The organism is Ruegeria marisflavi (genome assembly GCF_025673445.1).
Taxonomy (GTDB): Bacteria; Pseudomonadota; Alphaproteobacteria; order Rhodobacterales; family Rhodobacteraceae; genus Ruegeria_B; species Ruegeria_B marisflavi.
On record NZ_JAOVQN010000004.1, the window covers coordinates 1 to 14239 of the forward strand.

The window sequence follows — 14239 nt, forward strand, 5'->3', positions numbered from 1 at the left end:
CGAATGCCGCCGTCTCTCCAGCGCGTCCGGCCGTCTCTCCAGCCCGTCAGCAGCACCTCAGCGCCGCCGGTGAGGGGCTATCTACGGTCTCTCTCCAACAGCCGCAAGAGCCTTTTTACAAAAAAATCAAAAAATGCACCAAAATCTTCGAAGCCGCTCTTCACCACAACTTTGCGACATACGGCCCTCTAAAAGCGACACAAATCCGGTGCGCACTCCGAATCTTTGGTCTATGTTCATCGGGAATACCCGTGGGTACCCACATATTGTAGGCCTGGAGGCAGTCAGCGCCAAGGCAGAGGTATCCCCAATACCCCGGTCGCAGGAGTCTTCTGCTTTCGGAAGAAAAACACTCGGTATTCGTCTGCCGGATTTCGATGGAGAGGGCTTGGGTCCCAGATGGAGTTCCGGCGGGTTGCCCCGGGATGTTCGGGCAAGAATCCGTCGTTTCAACTGTCGTGAAGTTCTTAAACTAGGATACCAGAAAGAACCAACCGGACCTGTTTTTCCGAAGGTATTCAAATTTCGAAGAGCCGAGAATCACCAAGAAACGCTGGACCCGCCTGTCACAGCGCCAATCCATTTGCGGCAAAGCGCGTCCCAACGAAGACCGGCGCAAGGCACACCAGGAAACAAGGGATACTGCCAGTAAAACGGAAAACGGAGAAACGTCATGTTTTTCCGAGAAGAATGGTGCCGCTGAAGGGACTCGAACCCCCGACCCCATCATTACGAATGACGTGCTCTACCAGCTGAGCTACAGCGGCATTCTTCTCTTGTAGCGGCCCGAACAGGGACCCAATCGTTACAATCAGCAGCCTAAGCTACCTTGACCGCGCGTGACTTATCAGTCGTTCAGGCCTTAGAAAAGAGGTTATTTGCGGTCGTTCTCCTCTGAGACGTCGGTTGGTGAGTCTTCCAGTACTTCCCCGTCTTCGGCGACAGAAACGTCATCGGACTCTTCCTCTTCCGGCTCGGATTCGGTTCCGTTGGACGCACCCACAATCAGCGGCAACAAGTTTGCTGCCGTGACCGATGCGATTTCCGGTGTCTGCGGCGCAGACCAGGCCAAAGTGTCGAAACCACCGCAGTTTTCACAGACCGGCGCCCATTCGCGGTGAACATGGCGGCAGTTGTCACAGACCCATTGCGGACCGCGCGGGGCCGTAAGCGCGCGCGCCAGCCAGCCCTGTACAACGGCGTCCGATGCCCCCTCGCCTCGTTCGATTGCGGCCATGAGCGTATAGGCCCGAGCGTCAGGATTACGCTCCAACAGGTCGCCCAATGCCCGCCTTGCTTCTGGAAAATCCTCCGCCACGATGTTGAGTTCCGCCATCATCAGACGGGTTTCCGCGTTGTCGGGCTGTACTTTTGCAAGCGCGGCAAAGCGTTTGATGCGTTCTGAGGGTGTTTCGTCAGGCACGATCTCGGCAAAGGCGTAGGCCAGATCGGGATGCGGGCGGACCTGCCAGGCCTTGGTCAGGATCTTGGCGGCATTGCGCGGTTTACCTTTGGCGATATGCGCCCGGGCCGCCATTGCAGCGGCGGGAATCAGATCGGGAGACAGTCGGTTGGCCTCGATCGCGCGCTCCTGCTGATCGACCGATGCGCCCTCGGCGATCAGATCCTTGGCCTCGGACAAGGCGAGAATCGCGTCGCGGCGCTTGTAAACGTCACGCGGCAAAGAGCCCGTCTTGAGCTTTGTTCCCAGTGTCGCCCGCGCGCCGGCCCAATCCTGTGCCCGTGTCTGAAGGTGCAGGAGCACATCCTGCGTCTCTTCGTGACGCGGCTTCAGGGCCAACGCCTTTTCCGCCAGCTTGCGCGCGGTTTCGTCATCCCCTTCGGCGAGTTTCTGTTTCATGATGCCCCGGACGCCGACGAAACGGGTCGACTGGTCACCGATCAGCTTGCGATAGGTCTCGGTCGCCTTGCGCGTGTCGCCTGTCATCTCGGCGGCTTGGGCGACCACCAGATTGGTCAGTTCAGGCTTTTGCAGCAATTTCTCGGCCTTTGCGGCCTTGCTCATGGCAAGGCGACCCTCACCCGAGGCCAGCGCCATCAGCCCTTCGGCCAGCGCCTGGTATCCGCGTCTTTCCCGGCCACGGTCAAAGAAGCGAGACAGCGCCGTCTCATCCCCGTTCAGGAATTTCAGCGTGGCGATCAGAAGCGTGAGAAGCTTGAAGAACAGCCAGACCAGCCCGACCAATGCCACAAATGCGATCACCGATTGCAGCGGACCAAGCGTATATTCCATCCCTGAAACAGTGATCTGGACACCGCCACTGGTTTCCATAAGGAACCCTGCGCCCAATGCCAGCATGGCAATGATCGCGACGAAAACCAGGATCTTGAGCAATGACCACAGCATGGACTGTCCTTCAGTTCGTGTTCAGGCTTTGCGCCAGCGAGGCGGCCGCCGTGATTGCATCGTGCCGTGCGCGGGCAAGTTCAGTCCATTCCGCCAGCGCGGCTTGGGCCGGATCCGGCAAACGCGATACCAAGTCGAGCGCCGATGCAAGGTCTCCGTTAGTCACCGCTGCCTCTGCTCTGGAAAGTACCGCATCGGGATCGTCCCCATCTCTCGGAACAACCGAACGGGCCCCGGTCTGCCGTTCAAGAAACGCAAGGAAACCGGTGCCTTTCTCGGTCTCGCGAAGATCGGACAACGCGGCCCTGGCAGCGACCGGGAAACCCTGTCGCAATTCTGCCAGGGTTGGCGCGCCTTCGGAGGCCGTTGCAGAAAGCGCTTTTGGCACGTCGACGCCCGCCAGGGAAAGCTGTTCCAGCAACGATGCATAAGGCATTCCCGCGTCCAGATCGGCATGAAGCCGGGCCATCAAGGCCCTGTTTGCGGCCGCCGTTGCATCGGATGCGGCGCTCGCTTTCAATGCCTGGGCCTCTTGCACCATTTGTTCGACTTCCGCCCGCTGCGCGGCAAGCGCCTCGCGCATTCTGGCAAGTTCGGCCTCGTAGGCGGCTACCGCTTCGGGTGATGCGCCTTCGGTGATTGGTCGCTTCTCGATTTCCGTCAGCCTGTTGGCCAATGCTAAAATTGCGTCGGATCGGCTGGCGCTTTCCGCCGTCATGGCCTCCGCATTTTCGGATAGCTTTGCGGCGATCTCTCCGACACGCGCATCAAGACCGGATATGTCCGGGATCTGAATCTGGCCGACCGACGATTTCAGTTCGGCCAGCGTAGCTTCCTGTTGTGCGATTCGGGCGCTCAGTTCGGCGATCTCTTCCTCGGCATTTCCTGCCCGCAGGTTCGGCGGCAGGAAAGAATCGATCACATCGGTCCGGCCGGCGAAATAGCCGAGCGTCGCAGCCAGAACCCCTCCAAGCATGATTGCCAAAAAACCGCCACGACGCTCTGTGGTTGGTGCGGGCGCAGTCGATTGCTCCTGGGTATTCGAAACTGCTTCTGCTTCTGCTTCTGCTTCTGCTTCTGCTTCTGCTTCTGCTTCTGCTTCTGCTTCTGACGAAACCTTGTTTTCCGACTCGGATTCAAGCTCTTTGTCGAGTGCAGGCTGGTTTTCAGGTGTCATTGAGTCCCCAGGGACTTGGTAGGTGACGGTTTCCAACTCTTGGTCTTTCTTGTCCGCCACTGCGATGTCCCTTTCGATTCTGAAAATCAAAAAATACCAGATACCGGTCGAGATTAATGCGGCTCCGACAGCCCCTCAACCCGCATGGCTTCGCGGATCAAGGTTTCCATCGCGTTCCGCATTGCTTCGGCATCTGGTCTCTCGGCCGTCACAAGGCGAATATTCTTCACGTTTTCAAGTGGTTCCCTGACAGCGCGACTCAAGGCAACCAACCATACAGGGGCCTTGGGGGCGGCAATGTCGGCAAATTGTCGCGCGGTGCGCGGTGAAAACAGCGATGCGACAACCGGCGATGTCCCGGCCAAAGCCGCTTGGGCAGGTTCAGACAATGGCAAGAGGTGCTGGGCGTAAATGACCCGCTCGGTGGTCGGCATACCTGAACGGGACAGGGTTTCCGCCACATCGCCGCGGGCATGATCCCCTCTGAGGTGCAAAAGCGGTGTCGCAGGTCGCGCGGCAAGCATAAACGCGATCAGCGTTTCCGCGTTCTCACCGGCCATCGTGGCCTTCCAACCCTCGCGTCGCGCGGCATCTGTCGTGGCTCGGCCGACGCAGAAACAGGGCAGGTCGCGGGACTCGGTCATTTGCGACGCGGCCGCAACTCCATGGGCCGACGTAAAAATAAGCCCCCGCACTTTTCGCAAGTCGAGGTCGTCCTGAAGATACTCTATTTCGAGCAAGGGAGAGTGAACCACCGTCACCTTGTTGAGGATTTCAGGGGAGAGCCTGGCCACGAACCTCTCGGATGAAGCCAGTGGACGAGTCATCAAGAGATAGGTCAGGGCAGCCTCCAGTGTGACGGGATTGTTTGCCGTTGCCTGCGGTGATACCCCGCCAACTGAACAGGATGCAACGGTTGGAACCGATGATCGAAAGCTTAACCGTACTTGGACTGGAAAGCAGTTGTGACGATACCGCCGCTGCCGTTGTGCGGCTTGTTGACGGTTCCACGCCTCAGATTCTGTCCTCGGTCGTGTTCGGGCAGTCCGAATTGCATAGCGCCTTTGGCGGTGTTGTTCCAGAAATCGCAGCGCGGGCGCATGCGGAAAAGCTGGATGTCAGCGTTCGTCAGGCGTTGGATCAGGCGTGCGTCGGCCTGGACGAGTTGGATGCCGTGGCCGTTACGGCCGGGCCGGGGCTCATAGGCGGTGTCATGTCGGGGGTCATGTGCGCCAAGGGGATTGCCTCCGCCACCGGTCTGCCGCTGATTGGTGTGAACCACCTTGCCGGTCATGCGCTGACGCCACGGCTGACCGACCGGGTCGGCTATCCCTATCTGATGCTTCTCGTCTCGGGCGGGCATTGTCAGTATCTGATCGTCCATGGCCCCCAGGCGTTTACCCGCCTGGGAGGGACAATTGACGACGCGCCCGGCGAAGCGTTTGACAAGACGGCGCGTCTGCTTGGCTTGCCGCAACCCGGCGGCCCCTCTGTCGAGGTCGAAGGCAGACTCGGCGACCCGAAAAGGTTCCGCTTTCCCCGACCCCTGCTGGACAGGCCCGATTGCAACCTGTCCTTTTCCGGCCTCAAGACCGCGCTCATGCGTCTGCGAGACCAACTGGTTGCCGAGCAAGGCGGCCTGACACGTCAGGACCGCGCCGATCTGTGTGCCGGCTTTCAGGCGGCGATCGTCGATACTCTGGCGGAAAAAACGCGTCGCGCGATGAAAATCTATCTGGAGGAAACTCCAGACACTCCCGTGCTAGCGGTTGCGGGCGGAGTAGCCGCCAATGCGTCCATCCGGTCCGCTCTCGAAGAGGTCTGTGGCGAAATGGGCATCGGGTTTGTCGCGCCACCCCTACGCCTGTGTACCGATAACGCGGCGATGATCGCCTATGCGGGCATAGAGCTGTTTCTTGCGGGTGCGCACGACAGCATGACCCTGTCGGCCCGCCCACGCTGGCCTCTCGATCAGAACAGCCCGGCCTTGTTGGGCAGCGGCAAGAAAGGCGCAAAGGCATGACTGTCACCGTTCTGGGCGCAGGTGCTTTTGGCACGGCGCTGGCAATCTCGCTGGCAGGCCAGGGAAAGGTTCGGCTGTGGTCGCGCAATCCTGACCATGTGCTGGAAATGAAAGTGACCAGGCGGAATGACCGGCGCTTGCCGGGCGCGCCGTTCCCCGACGATTTGATGGTTATCGACGATCTGGCAGAAATCCCTGACACGGAGACGATTCTGCTGGCGGTTCCCATGCAACAACTGCGCCGCACATTACAGGCTCATGGTCCGGTGTTGGCTGGTCGCCGTCTGGTCGCCTGTTGCAAGGGGATCGAATTGGGCAGCGGGTTGGGACCTGTTGCCGTCATCTCGGAAACCCTGCCTGACGCTGTGCCCGCCTTGTTGACTGGACCAAGCTTTGCTGCGGACATTGCCCGCGGGCTCCCAACAGCGCTGACACTTTCGTGTGAAGACACCGAAATCGGTAAGGACCTGCAAGCCGAATTGTCGACCGCCAGCCTGCGCCTGTACCGCACAACAGATATCATCGGAACCGAACTGGGCGGTGCCCTGAAGAACGTGATCGCAATTGCCTGCGGCGCTGTGATCGGCGCCGGTCTGGGTGAAAGCGCCCGTGCGGCGCTTATGACCCGGGGCTATGCGGAGATGCAGCGCATGGCGCTGGCGCTTGGTGCCCGGGCCGAGACACTGGCCGGGCTCAGCGGTTTTGGCGATCTGGCTTTGACCTGCACGTCAAACCTGTCGCGGAACTACCGGCTTGGCCTGTCAATCGGGCGCGAAGAGGAGTTTGACGGATCAATTACGGTTGAAGGCGCGGCAACCGCGCTTGCGGTGGCTGAAAAGGCCGCGCAAATGGAGTTGGATATGCCGATCACCTCTTGCGTGACCGGATTTGTGAACCAGAGCTTGACCCTGCCCGAGGCGATGGCTCAACTGCTGGCAAGACCGCTCAAGGAGGAATGACATGCTGGTTGCCCTGATCGCCAAGGACAAGGAAGGCGCCCTGCAAACCCGGCTCGACAACCGCCCGGCACATGTGGACTATCTCAAGACCTCCGGCGTCGTATCACAGGCCGGGCCCTTGCTGGATGGCGAGACCATGATCGGATCGCTGGTGATCCTCGACGTCGAAGACATGGCCGCCGCCGAAGCATGGGCCGCCAACGACCCCTATGCCAAGGCCGGTCTGTTCCAGTCGGTCGAGCTGATCCCTTGGAAAAAGGTGATCTGATGGCCTATTGGCTGTTCAAATCCGAACCCTCGACCTGGAGCTGGGACGATCAGACCGCCAAGGGCGAGACAGGCGAGGAATGGGATGGCGTGCGCAACTATCAGGCACGCAATTTCATGCGCGCCATGAAGCTGGGCGACAGGGGGTTTTTCTACCACTCGCAAACCGAAAAGGCGGTTGTCGGCATCGTCGAGGTCTGCGCCGAAGTGCATCCGGACAGCAAGGCCGGGGATCCGCGCTGGGAATGCGTGGATATCAAGGCAGTTCGTCCTTTCGTGCAGCCCGCGACCCTGGATCAGATCAAGTCGGATCCGCGTCTGTCTGACATGGTGCTGGTCAAGAACTCGCGCTTGTCGGTGCAACCCGTGAGCGAAGACCAATGGCTGGCGATCTGCGCATTGGGGCAGACAGAACCCGATTGATCGGGCATTCTTGACCTTGTCGTAACTCTTCGACGAGGCGGAAGATGGAAGTTCTCAATGTTTTCGCAGCCGCCCTTGGTGCCTTTGTCCTTGGGTCTGTGTGGTACATGGTGCTGGCCGAACCCTGGATGCAGGCGTCCGGCGTACCCCGCGGCCCAGACGGTAAACCCGAAGGCGGAATAAACCCTGGCATTTTCGCAATGAGCTTTGTGCTACAGCTGGTTGTGGCCGGAATGATGCGTCATGTCTTTGCCCTGTCGGGTCTTGATACACCGGGCGCGGGTCTTGTTGCGGGGATCGGTGTCGGTCTTTTCCTCATCTCGCCGTGGATTGCCCTCAACAACCTTTATGCCATGCGTCCATTCCGGCTCAGCCTGATTGACGGCGGTTATGCCACGCTGGCATGCGCGGCGATGGGACTGATCCTGACGCTATTCTAAGCGTTAGATCAAAAGAAAACGGGGAAGGTTCCGACGGCGCAGAACCTTCCCCCCACCCCGCGTGCTCCCAACTCACCACACGCGAACGAATTTCAAGGTTCTGACCGTACTGATCATGGACTCTCTATACCGCGAAAACCGGGACCTACTCAAACACCAAGCACGAAGAATACTCGTAAAATGCGAAACGCCTGCAAGAGCACAGGCGTTTCAACGTTCTTAGGGCTTGGTATCAGCCGTAGACCGCTTCTTTGCCGAAATGCTTCGTCAACATGTAATAGACCACGGCGCGGTACTTGTTGCGCTCGGACTGGCCATAGGTCTCCATTGCCTTGGCAATCGCCGCGTCCAGTTCCGGGCCGTCGGACAGGCCCAATTTCTTGATAAGGAAATTGTTCTTCACAGTTTCCAGCTCACCCGATTGGGTTGCCGCGACTGTCGAGGCATCAGCATCGTAGATTGCCGGCCCACAACCGATCGTGACCTTGGTCAGCAGGTCCATGTCCGGGGTCATCCCGCACTTGTTCTTCAGGTCATCGGCGTATTTTGCGATCAGATCGTCGCGTTTTCCCATCTCTTCACTCTCCCGAGTTTTTCTGTTTTCGACCGGTCAATCCGGCACTGGGGAGAGCGTAACGGCAGCCCGAGCATGCACAAAGGGAAAATTTGGCCGGTTTTTCCCTGTAAACAAACAAGGTCAGAGCGATGCCACGTAGGCACCATCGGTTTCCGCCTTTGGTGCCCGAGCTGGTCGATCCGTTACTTCAGAACCACACCCTCTTTTTTGCCATGGTCGGTACGCTTGTCCAGAACCTTGTCCTGGTTGCTCCATTTCTTGATGACGGCCTGACCATCGGCGCATTTTGTCTGTTCGATCTCCTGCGCGGCCTGAATGCCATGGGCACCATGCTTTTCCTCGTGTTTCCGCAGAACCGCAAGGAAGGTTTTCCAGTTCTCGCGCACCGCCGGATCAAGTTTGGCTTCGTTCTTGTGCTTGGGCATCGTGTAAGTGATCTTGACCGAGAGATCGCAGCTTCCGGTCCAGTTCACATACCAGTCGGTATAAGCCCAATAACCATTCGGCCCGCGCTGTCCCATCTGCTGAACCATGGCGCGCGCAGTGGTGGCATCCACAGTATAAGTCTTTTCCACAACCGAGATCTTTGGCTTGGCCTCAACCATCGTCGCGCCAAGCATCACGCCCAGAGCAAATACAAAAGCGGTTTGTTTGAAACCAGCATCTGAAAAGGACATCTTCATAACTCCACACTCCAATAAACGCCCCGCATATTGTCTTGCGGGTTCAGAACTCGTTGTTCTGCGAAGCTGTCGCACAACAGTTTTCTTTTCAACAATTTCGAACCGAATGAAAAAACCGCCCCGGTTTCCCGGGGCGGTCAGAATTCTCAGGACGGGCATCCGCCCGTCGCTGGATATCAATAGCGGTAGTGTTCCGGCTTGAACGGGCCTTCGGGCGTGACCCCGATGTAATCGGCCTGTTCCGGGCTCAGTTTGGTCAATTTCACACCGATCCGGTCCAGATGCAGGCGCGCGACCTTCTCGTCCAGATGCTTGGGCAGGATATAGACCTCGTTCTGGTACTTGTCGCCCTTGGTGTACAGCTCGATCTGCGCCAGAACTTGGTTCGTGAACGAGGCCGACATCACAAAGGACGGATGCCCGGTCGCGTTGCCGAGGTTCAGCAGGCGACCTTCGGAGAGCAGGATGATCTTGTTGCCCGAGGGCATCTCGATCATGTCGACCTGGTCCTTGATGTTGGTCCACTTGTGGTTCTTCAGCGCGGCAACCTGGATCTCGTTGTCGAAATGGCCGATGTTGCCGACGATGGCCATGTTCTTCATCTCGCGCATATGCTCGATGCGGATCACGTCCTTGTTGCCGGTGGTGGTGATGAAGATGTCGGCGCTGGCGACTTCATCTTCCAGGGTGCTGACTTCGAAACCGTCCATCGCAGCCTGAAGCGCGCAGATCGGATCAACCTCGGTCACCTTCACCCGTGCACCGGCGCCACGCAGCGAGGCGGCCGAGCCTTTGCCCACGTCGCCATAGCCGCACACCAGCGCGACCTTGCCTGCCATCATCGTGTCGGTGGCGCGGCGGATACCGTCGACCAGCGATTCCTTGCAGCCGTACTTGTTGTCGAACTTCGATTTGGTGACGCTGTCGTTCACGTTGATCGCGGGGAACGGCAGGTGGCCCTTTTCCATCATCTTGTAGAGACGGTGAACACCGGTGGTGGTCTCTTCGGACACGCCCTGGATCATGTGGCGCTGCTTCACGAACCAGCCCGGGGTTTCGGCGATCCGCTTGCGGATCTGGGCGAACAGGTACTCTTCCTCTTCGCTGGTCGGAACCGCGATCAGGTCTTCCTCACCCTCTTCGACGCGGGCGCCCATGAGGATGTACAACGTGGCATCGCCGCCGTCGTCCAGGATCATGTTGGCGCCGCCCTCGGGGAACTGGAAAATCTTGTCGGTGTAAGTCCAATACTCCTCCAGCGTCTCGCCCTTGACGGCGAACACCGGAGTGCCGCTGGCCGCGATCGCGGCGGCGGCATGATCCTGTGTCGAGAAGATGTTGCACGACGCCCAGCGCACGTCAGCGCCCAGCGCCACCAGCGTTTCGATCAGAACTGCGGTCTGGATGGTCATGTGCAGCGAACCGGCGATGCGCGCCCCCTTGAGCGGCTTGCTTTCACCGTATTCAGCGCGCAGCGCCATCAGGCCCGGCATCTCGGTTTCGGCAATGTCCAGTTCCTTGCGGCCATAGTCGGCCAGTGCAATGTCCTTGACGATATAATCCCCGGCCATTCTTCACTCCATTCCGGTAAAATCGGTCGCCAGACGCCCTATCATTCATGGGGACAAGTGGCAACGACGTTCGGCCCGGTCAGGTTTTTGGGGAAAGTTTCAGCTGGGAATATCCGTCTTGCGCGGCACCGGCGTGGCCTGAAAATAGTCGGTTCCCGCCGCCACAATGCAACTGACGCCATTCGCGTCTGTCAATAGAACAGTAAACGTGCCCGTCTCGGCCGAGACCCAAAGCTCGATCATCGACTGGCCTCGATGCATGGGTTGCAGGCCACCGGCGGTCAGTTGTTCGGAATATTTTTCCTGTAGCTTGCCAATCACCGCATCGCGATCCGCACAGGATTGCGCCACGGCCGGGGACATCAGGGCCACCATGCCAAATGTTGTTCCAATCCCCATCAGACGCTTGAACATGGCAAGCTCCTTTCGATAGAGGTTCAGGTCTGAAAGGGGACGTGCAGGGAGGAAAACACGTCCCCCCTCACTTGATATCGCGATCTTGCCGCCGGGCTGAACCCTCGACGAAAATTGGAACGGCTGGCAGCATTTGATCGGGATAAGGCAAAGGCTGCGCCCGGAATGTGGCGAAAAAAAGGCACTTGGAAAGGGACGTGGCAGAATGGCAACACAGCCCAGAGCATGGCAACGGATGCTGTCGGGGCGGCGACTCGACCTGCTGGATCCGACGCCGATGGATATCGAGATTGAGGATATCGCCCATGGCCTGGCCTTTGTCGCGCGCTGGAACGGGCAGACGCATGGCGATTATGCCTATTCGGTGGCGGAACATTCGCTGCTGGTTGAGACCCTGTTTGCCCGCATAGCCCCCTCCACCGGGCCGAAATGGCGCCTGGCGGCCTTGCTGCACGATGCGCCGGAATACGTGATCGGCGACATGATTTCGCCGGTGAAGGCTGCGGTCGGACCGGATTACGGCCATCTCGACGCCAGGCTTACCGCAGCGATCCACATCCGGTTTGGCCTGCCGGCGCAACTGCCGGTAGCGATCAAGAAACAGATCAAGCGCGCCGACCGTATAAGCGCCTGGATGGAGGCGACCCGCATCGCCGGTTTTTCCGAGGCCGAAGCGAACAGGTTTTTCGGGCGCCCGAACCCGGTCCTGATGGAAGGGCTCGACATTCTGCTCAGACCGCCCGTTGAGACGAGAAAGGCCTATACCGAACGTTACTTGGCGCTGATATCCGCGCTTTGATCCGACACCGCGCGTTCCGCACGACGGGCGCGGCGTTCATGTCGCATCTTTCGGCGACGGCGCGTCTGGTAGTCGGCGCTTTCGACAAAATCGCCAGCCTGATCCAGACCCTTGTCGCTGAACATCTTGGCGCGCTCTTCGTCTGTCGCCCGCGGCCAGTCGATATCCGGGCGAACAAATCCCCCCGCGATCAGGCCCCGGCCAATCACCGCGTGATCCAGCTCACCAAAAGACAGGCGGTTTGATTTGCCTTTGTCGCCGCGCACCCATTCGGTGTAGAGCGCGTCGATGACCAGCGGATTGTTCCGGCAAAAATGCGCAACGTTCTTGGCCAGCAGGTTGTTGGGCCCCGCCTTGCGCCGCAGGATCATCGCCACGTTCTGGTCGGGCCTTCCCACCATCGCAAATAAATGCAGCGCCGAACCATCGGCGGCCACGACATGGCTGGCGGCCTTGTATCTGGCAAGCTGGGTTTCGAGAGAGAACTTCTCGGGGTGGAAAATGTCGTACCCCTCGGCACGCAGCAGGTCTTCCAGCCGTTCTTCGCCCAACAGGCCACCCTTTCCCAGACCTAGCGCGGAACGGGAGATGTAAAGCTTGCTTGGACCGTCGGGTTCGACCGATTTGGCGAAACTCCGATGGATCGCATCGCGGAACCTTGGCGTTCCCTGCGTGATGTTTCCCAACCCGAACCCTTGTCCGGGTACGATCAGCTCTTCGACTTGCGTCGGTTCGGTCGCGACATGGATCGGCAGGTCCGGCCGCATCAGGTCGATGAAATCGCGCTGATATCCCCGGACCTGATCGCCGACCTTCGGTCGTTTGGGAATGAAGAGAATGCCGTCGATCGGGCCATCGACATGATCCAGTGCCCAAAGGCGGGAAGTGCTTTCGACCAGGAAATGACCGAAATGCGCCCACAGCACGCCGCCCCAGATCCAGCGCCCCGGCAATATCTGTGCCACGTCCTGCGGCATATCGGGGCGGGTCGTCAAAGGCCGGTATCGGCGCCAAAGGGCACCTTCGGGACAATAGCTGCCATCCGAGTACAAAACCCCGGCGGCCTGAGTGAAACCGCTGACTTCGGGTGGCACAACAACCGCCTCGGCCAGCCGCGTCAATGTCTCGGACCAGCCCCCTTCGGGCAGCGGCTGTGAATTTGGGTCGTCTGGATTAAGGTCGGGCGTTTCCGCCATTGCGAACCTCTCAGCGCGGGCTTCGTTTGGCCAGAATCCGTTGCAGGGTCCGGCGATGCATGTTTAGCCGGCGCGCGGTTTCGCTAACGTTTCGATCGCACAACTCGTACACGCGCTGGATATGTTCCCAGCGCACCCTGTCGGCACTCATCGGGTTTTCCGGCGGCGGCGGCAGGGTATCTCCATTGGCCAGGAGAGCATTGGTGATGTCGGTGGCATCTGCGGGCTTTGACAAGTAATCGGTTGCGCCAATCTTGACGGCAGCGACCGCCGTGGCAATCGCCCCGTATCCGGTCAGGACCACCACCCGGCTATCCGGACGACGTTCGCGCAAGACCTCGACGACATCTAGGCCATTGCCATCCTCAAGCCGCAAGTCGACCACCGCGTAGGCAGGTGGCCTTGCAGTGGCTATCGCACGCCCGGCGGTGACTGACCCTGCCGTTTCGACTTCGAACCCCCGCTTCTCCATCGCCTTGGCCAAACGGCGCAGAAACGGTTCATCGTCATCGACAAGCAAAAGCGACTTGTCGGGACCGATATCTGGCTGGAGGTTGTCCGTCATGCTCTGTCTTTCGCTGTTTTTCGTCTTTTTGGCTTGCCGCGAGTATTACCAGCCATCGCGCCCGCGTCAAACAGCCTTCACGCCCTACATTGCATCTATGAAGCATCCGATCTTGTCGGCCATTTGCTCAGGCGTGTCATCGCGACGGAAAAACTCGACGAATCCGACCTCGGGCAGGACGAGATAGGAAAAGGTCGAATGGTCGACCAGATAGTATTCATCGCTCTTGTCCTGCGCCCGGTAATAGGTCTTGTAGGCCTGGCTCGCGGCCTTCACCTGCTCGGGCGAACCGGTCAACCCGATCATCCGCTCGTGCAGGTTGGCGGCAAAATCGCCCACCACCTCAGGCGTGTCTCGGTCGGGGTCGATGGAAATGAAGACCGGTGTCACCATCTTGCCCCGGCCTTCAAGGATATCCACGGCCTCGGCATTGCGCGAGGTGTCGAGCGGACAGACATCCGGGCAGAAAGTATAGCCGAAATAGAGCAGCGACGGCTGGGTTATCACATCCTTGTCAGTCACCGTCTCGCCCTTGGAATTCAACAACTCGAACGGCCCGCCAATGGTATCCGCCCCGCCCGCGATCTGGCTGGACCTGCACTGCGCAAACCGGTCGTCCGAACCGCCGCGGGTCGCGATCCATGTTGCGCCCAGCGCCACCACTGCAACCGTGGCGGCAAGAATAGCATAAAATCGGTTCATCGGGATCCTCATGGACAGCGGCTGTTGATCGTGTCGGGCCGGAGACCTATCAAGAAACCCGACGGTTGCAACAGG

Annotated in this window: 16 protein-coding genes and 1 tRNA gene; 6 read left to right on the plus strand and 11 right to left on the minus strand. The window is 59.3% G+C overall.

Annotated features, from left to right (window positions below; all coding sequences use genetic code 11):
* Nucleotides 1-691: 691 nt before the first annotated feature.
* The 4 genes from OEZ49_RS05275 to OEZ49_RS05290 all read right to left on the minus strand — a co-directional run bounded on the left by OEZ49_RS05275 (nt 692) and on the right by OEZ49_RS05290 (nt 4339).
* Nucleotides 692-767 (minus strand) — tRNA-Thr (locus OEZ49_RS05275).
* A gap of 107 nt (nt 768-874) precedes the next feature.
* Complete coding sequence (locus OEZ49_RS05280; RefSeq protein ID WP_263387341.1) at nt 875-2368, minus strand: heme biosynthesis protein HemY; 1494 nt, start codon at nt 2366-2368, stop codon at nt 875-877.
* 10 nt (nt 2369-2378) lie between these two features.
* A complete protein-coding gene (locus tag OEZ49_RS05285) occupies nt 2379-3605 on the minus strand; it encodes a COG4223 family protein (RefSeq protein WP_263387342.1) in 1227 nt (408 codons plus the stop codon).
* A 53-nt stretch (nt 3606-3658) separates the two neighbouring features.
* Complete coding sequence (locus OEZ49_RS05290; RefSeq protein ID WP_263387343.1) at nt 3659-4339, minus strand: uroporphyrinogen-III synthase; 681 nt, start codon at nt 4337-4339, stop codon at nt 3659-3661.
* A 131-nt stretch (nt 4340-4470) separates the two neighbouring features.
* Here OEZ49_RS05290 and tsaD point away from each other — a divergent pair, with 131 nt between their 5' ends.
* Genes tsaD through OEZ49_RS05315 form a run of 5 tightly spaced genes read left to right on the plus strand, consistent with a single transcriptional unit; the run spans nt 4471 to nt 7657 of the window.
* The gene (tsaD, locus tag OEZ49_RS05295) at nt 4471-5568 is read left to right on the plus strand and encodes a tRNA (adenosine(37)-N6)-threonylcarbamoyltransferase complex transferase subunit TsaD (protein ID WP_263387563.1); all 1098 of its coding nucleotides are present in this window, start codon (nt 4471-4473) and stop codon (nt 5566-5568) included.
* Nucleotides 5565-6527 carry an NAD(P)H-dependent glycerol-3-phosphate dehydrogenase gene (locus OEZ49_RS05300; protein ID WP_263387344.1) on the plus strand — a complete coding sequence of 321 codons (963 nt, stop codon included), beginning with the start codon at nt 5565-5567 and terminating at the stop codon, nt 6525-6527. The genes tsaD and OEZ49_RS05300 overlap by 4 nt, the downstream gene beginning before the upstream one ends.
* Nucleotide 6528: 1 nt before the next feature.
* The gene (locus OEZ49_RS05305; protein WP_164131405.1) at nt 6529-6795 is read left to right on the plus strand and encodes a YciI family protein; all 267 of its coding nucleotides are present in this window, start codon (nt 6529-6531) and stop codon (nt 6793-6795) included.
* On the plus strand, nt 6795-7217 hold the full coding sequence (locus tag OEZ49_RS05310; RefSeq protein ID WP_263387345.1) for an EVE domain-containing protein: 423 nt from the start codon (nt 6795-6797) through the stop codon (nt 7215-7217). The genes OEZ49_RS05305 and OEZ49_RS05310 overlap by 1 nt, the downstream gene beginning before the upstream one ends.
* Before the next feature lie 44 nt (nt 7218-7261).
* Entirely contained in the window at nt 7262-7657 is a 396-nt protein-coding gene (locus OEZ49_RS05315) for a DUF1761 domain-containing protein (RefSeq protein WP_263387346.1), read from the plus strand.
* Between the two features lie 232 nt (nt 7658-7889).
* Here OEZ49_RS05315 and OEZ49_RS05320 read toward each other — a convergent pair whose 3' ends face one another.
* The 4 genes from OEZ49_RS05320 to OEZ49_RS05335 form a co-directional block, all read right to left on the minus strand.
* The gene (locus OEZ49_RS05320; protein WP_164131411.1) at nt 7890-8231 is read right to left on the minus strand and encodes a DUF2853 family protein; all 342 of its coding nucleotides are present in this window, start codon (nt 8229-8231) and stop codon (nt 7890-7892) included.
* A 185-nt stretch (nt 8232-8416) separates the two neighbouring features.
* Complete coding sequence (locus OEZ49_RS05325; protein ID WP_263387347.1) at nt 8417-9076, minus strand: DUF922 domain-containing Zn-dependent protease; 660 nt, start codon at nt 9074-9076, stop codon at nt 8417-8419.
* A 17-nt stretch (nt 9077-9093) separates the two neighbouring features.
* Nucleotides 9094-10488: an adenosylhomocysteinase gene (gene ahcY, locus OEZ49_RS05330; protein WP_263387348.1), complete on the minus strand. Its 1395-nt coding sequence runs from the start codon at nt 10486-10488 to the stop codon at nt 9094-9096.
* A 99-nt stretch (nt 10489-10587) separates the two neighbouring features.
* Nucleotides 10588-10902, minus strand: coding sequence for a hypothetical protein (locus tag OEZ49_RS05335; protein ID WP_263387349.1), 315 nt, complete (start codon nt 10900-10902; stop codon nt 10588-10590).
* 205 nt (nt 10903-11107) lie between these two features.
* On the opposite strand from OEZ49_RS05335, the gene OEZ49_RS05340 reads away from it, so the two are divergent.
* Complete coding sequence (locus tag OEZ49_RS05340; RefSeq protein ID WP_263387350.1) at nt 11108-11701, plus strand: HD domain-containing protein; 594 nt, start codon at nt 11108-11110, stop codon at nt 11699-11701.
* Here OEZ49_RS05340 and OEZ49_RS05345 read toward each other — a convergent pair.
* The 3 genes from OEZ49_RS05345 to OEZ49_RS05355 all read right to left on the minus strand — a co-directional run bounded on the left by OEZ49_RS05345 (nt 11674) and on the right by OEZ49_RS05355 (nt 14164).
* Entirely contained in the window at nt 11674-12897 is a 1224-nt protein-coding gene (locus OEZ49_RS05345) for a glycosyltransferase family 61 protein (protein WP_263387351.1), read from the minus strand. The two genes, OEZ49_RS05340 and OEZ49_RS05345, sit on opposite strands and share 28 nt — an antisense overlap.
* Before the next feature lie 10 nt (nt 12898-12907).
* Nucleotides 12908-13462 carry an ActR/PrrA/RegA family redox response regulator transcription factor gene (locus OEZ49_RS05350; protein WP_263387352.1) on the minus strand — a complete coding sequence of 185 codons (555 nt, stop codon included), beginning with the start codon at nt 13460-13462 and terminating at the stop codon, nt 12908-12910.
* An 84-nt stretch (nt 13463-13546) separates the two neighbouring features.
* Nucleotides 13547-14164 carry an SCO family protein gene (locus OEZ49_RS05355; protein WP_263387353.1) on the minus strand — a complete coding sequence of 206 codons (618 nt, stop codon included), beginning with the start codon at nt 14162-14164 and terminating at the stop codon, nt 13547-13549.
* Nucleotides 14165-14239: the final 75 nt, after the last annotated feature.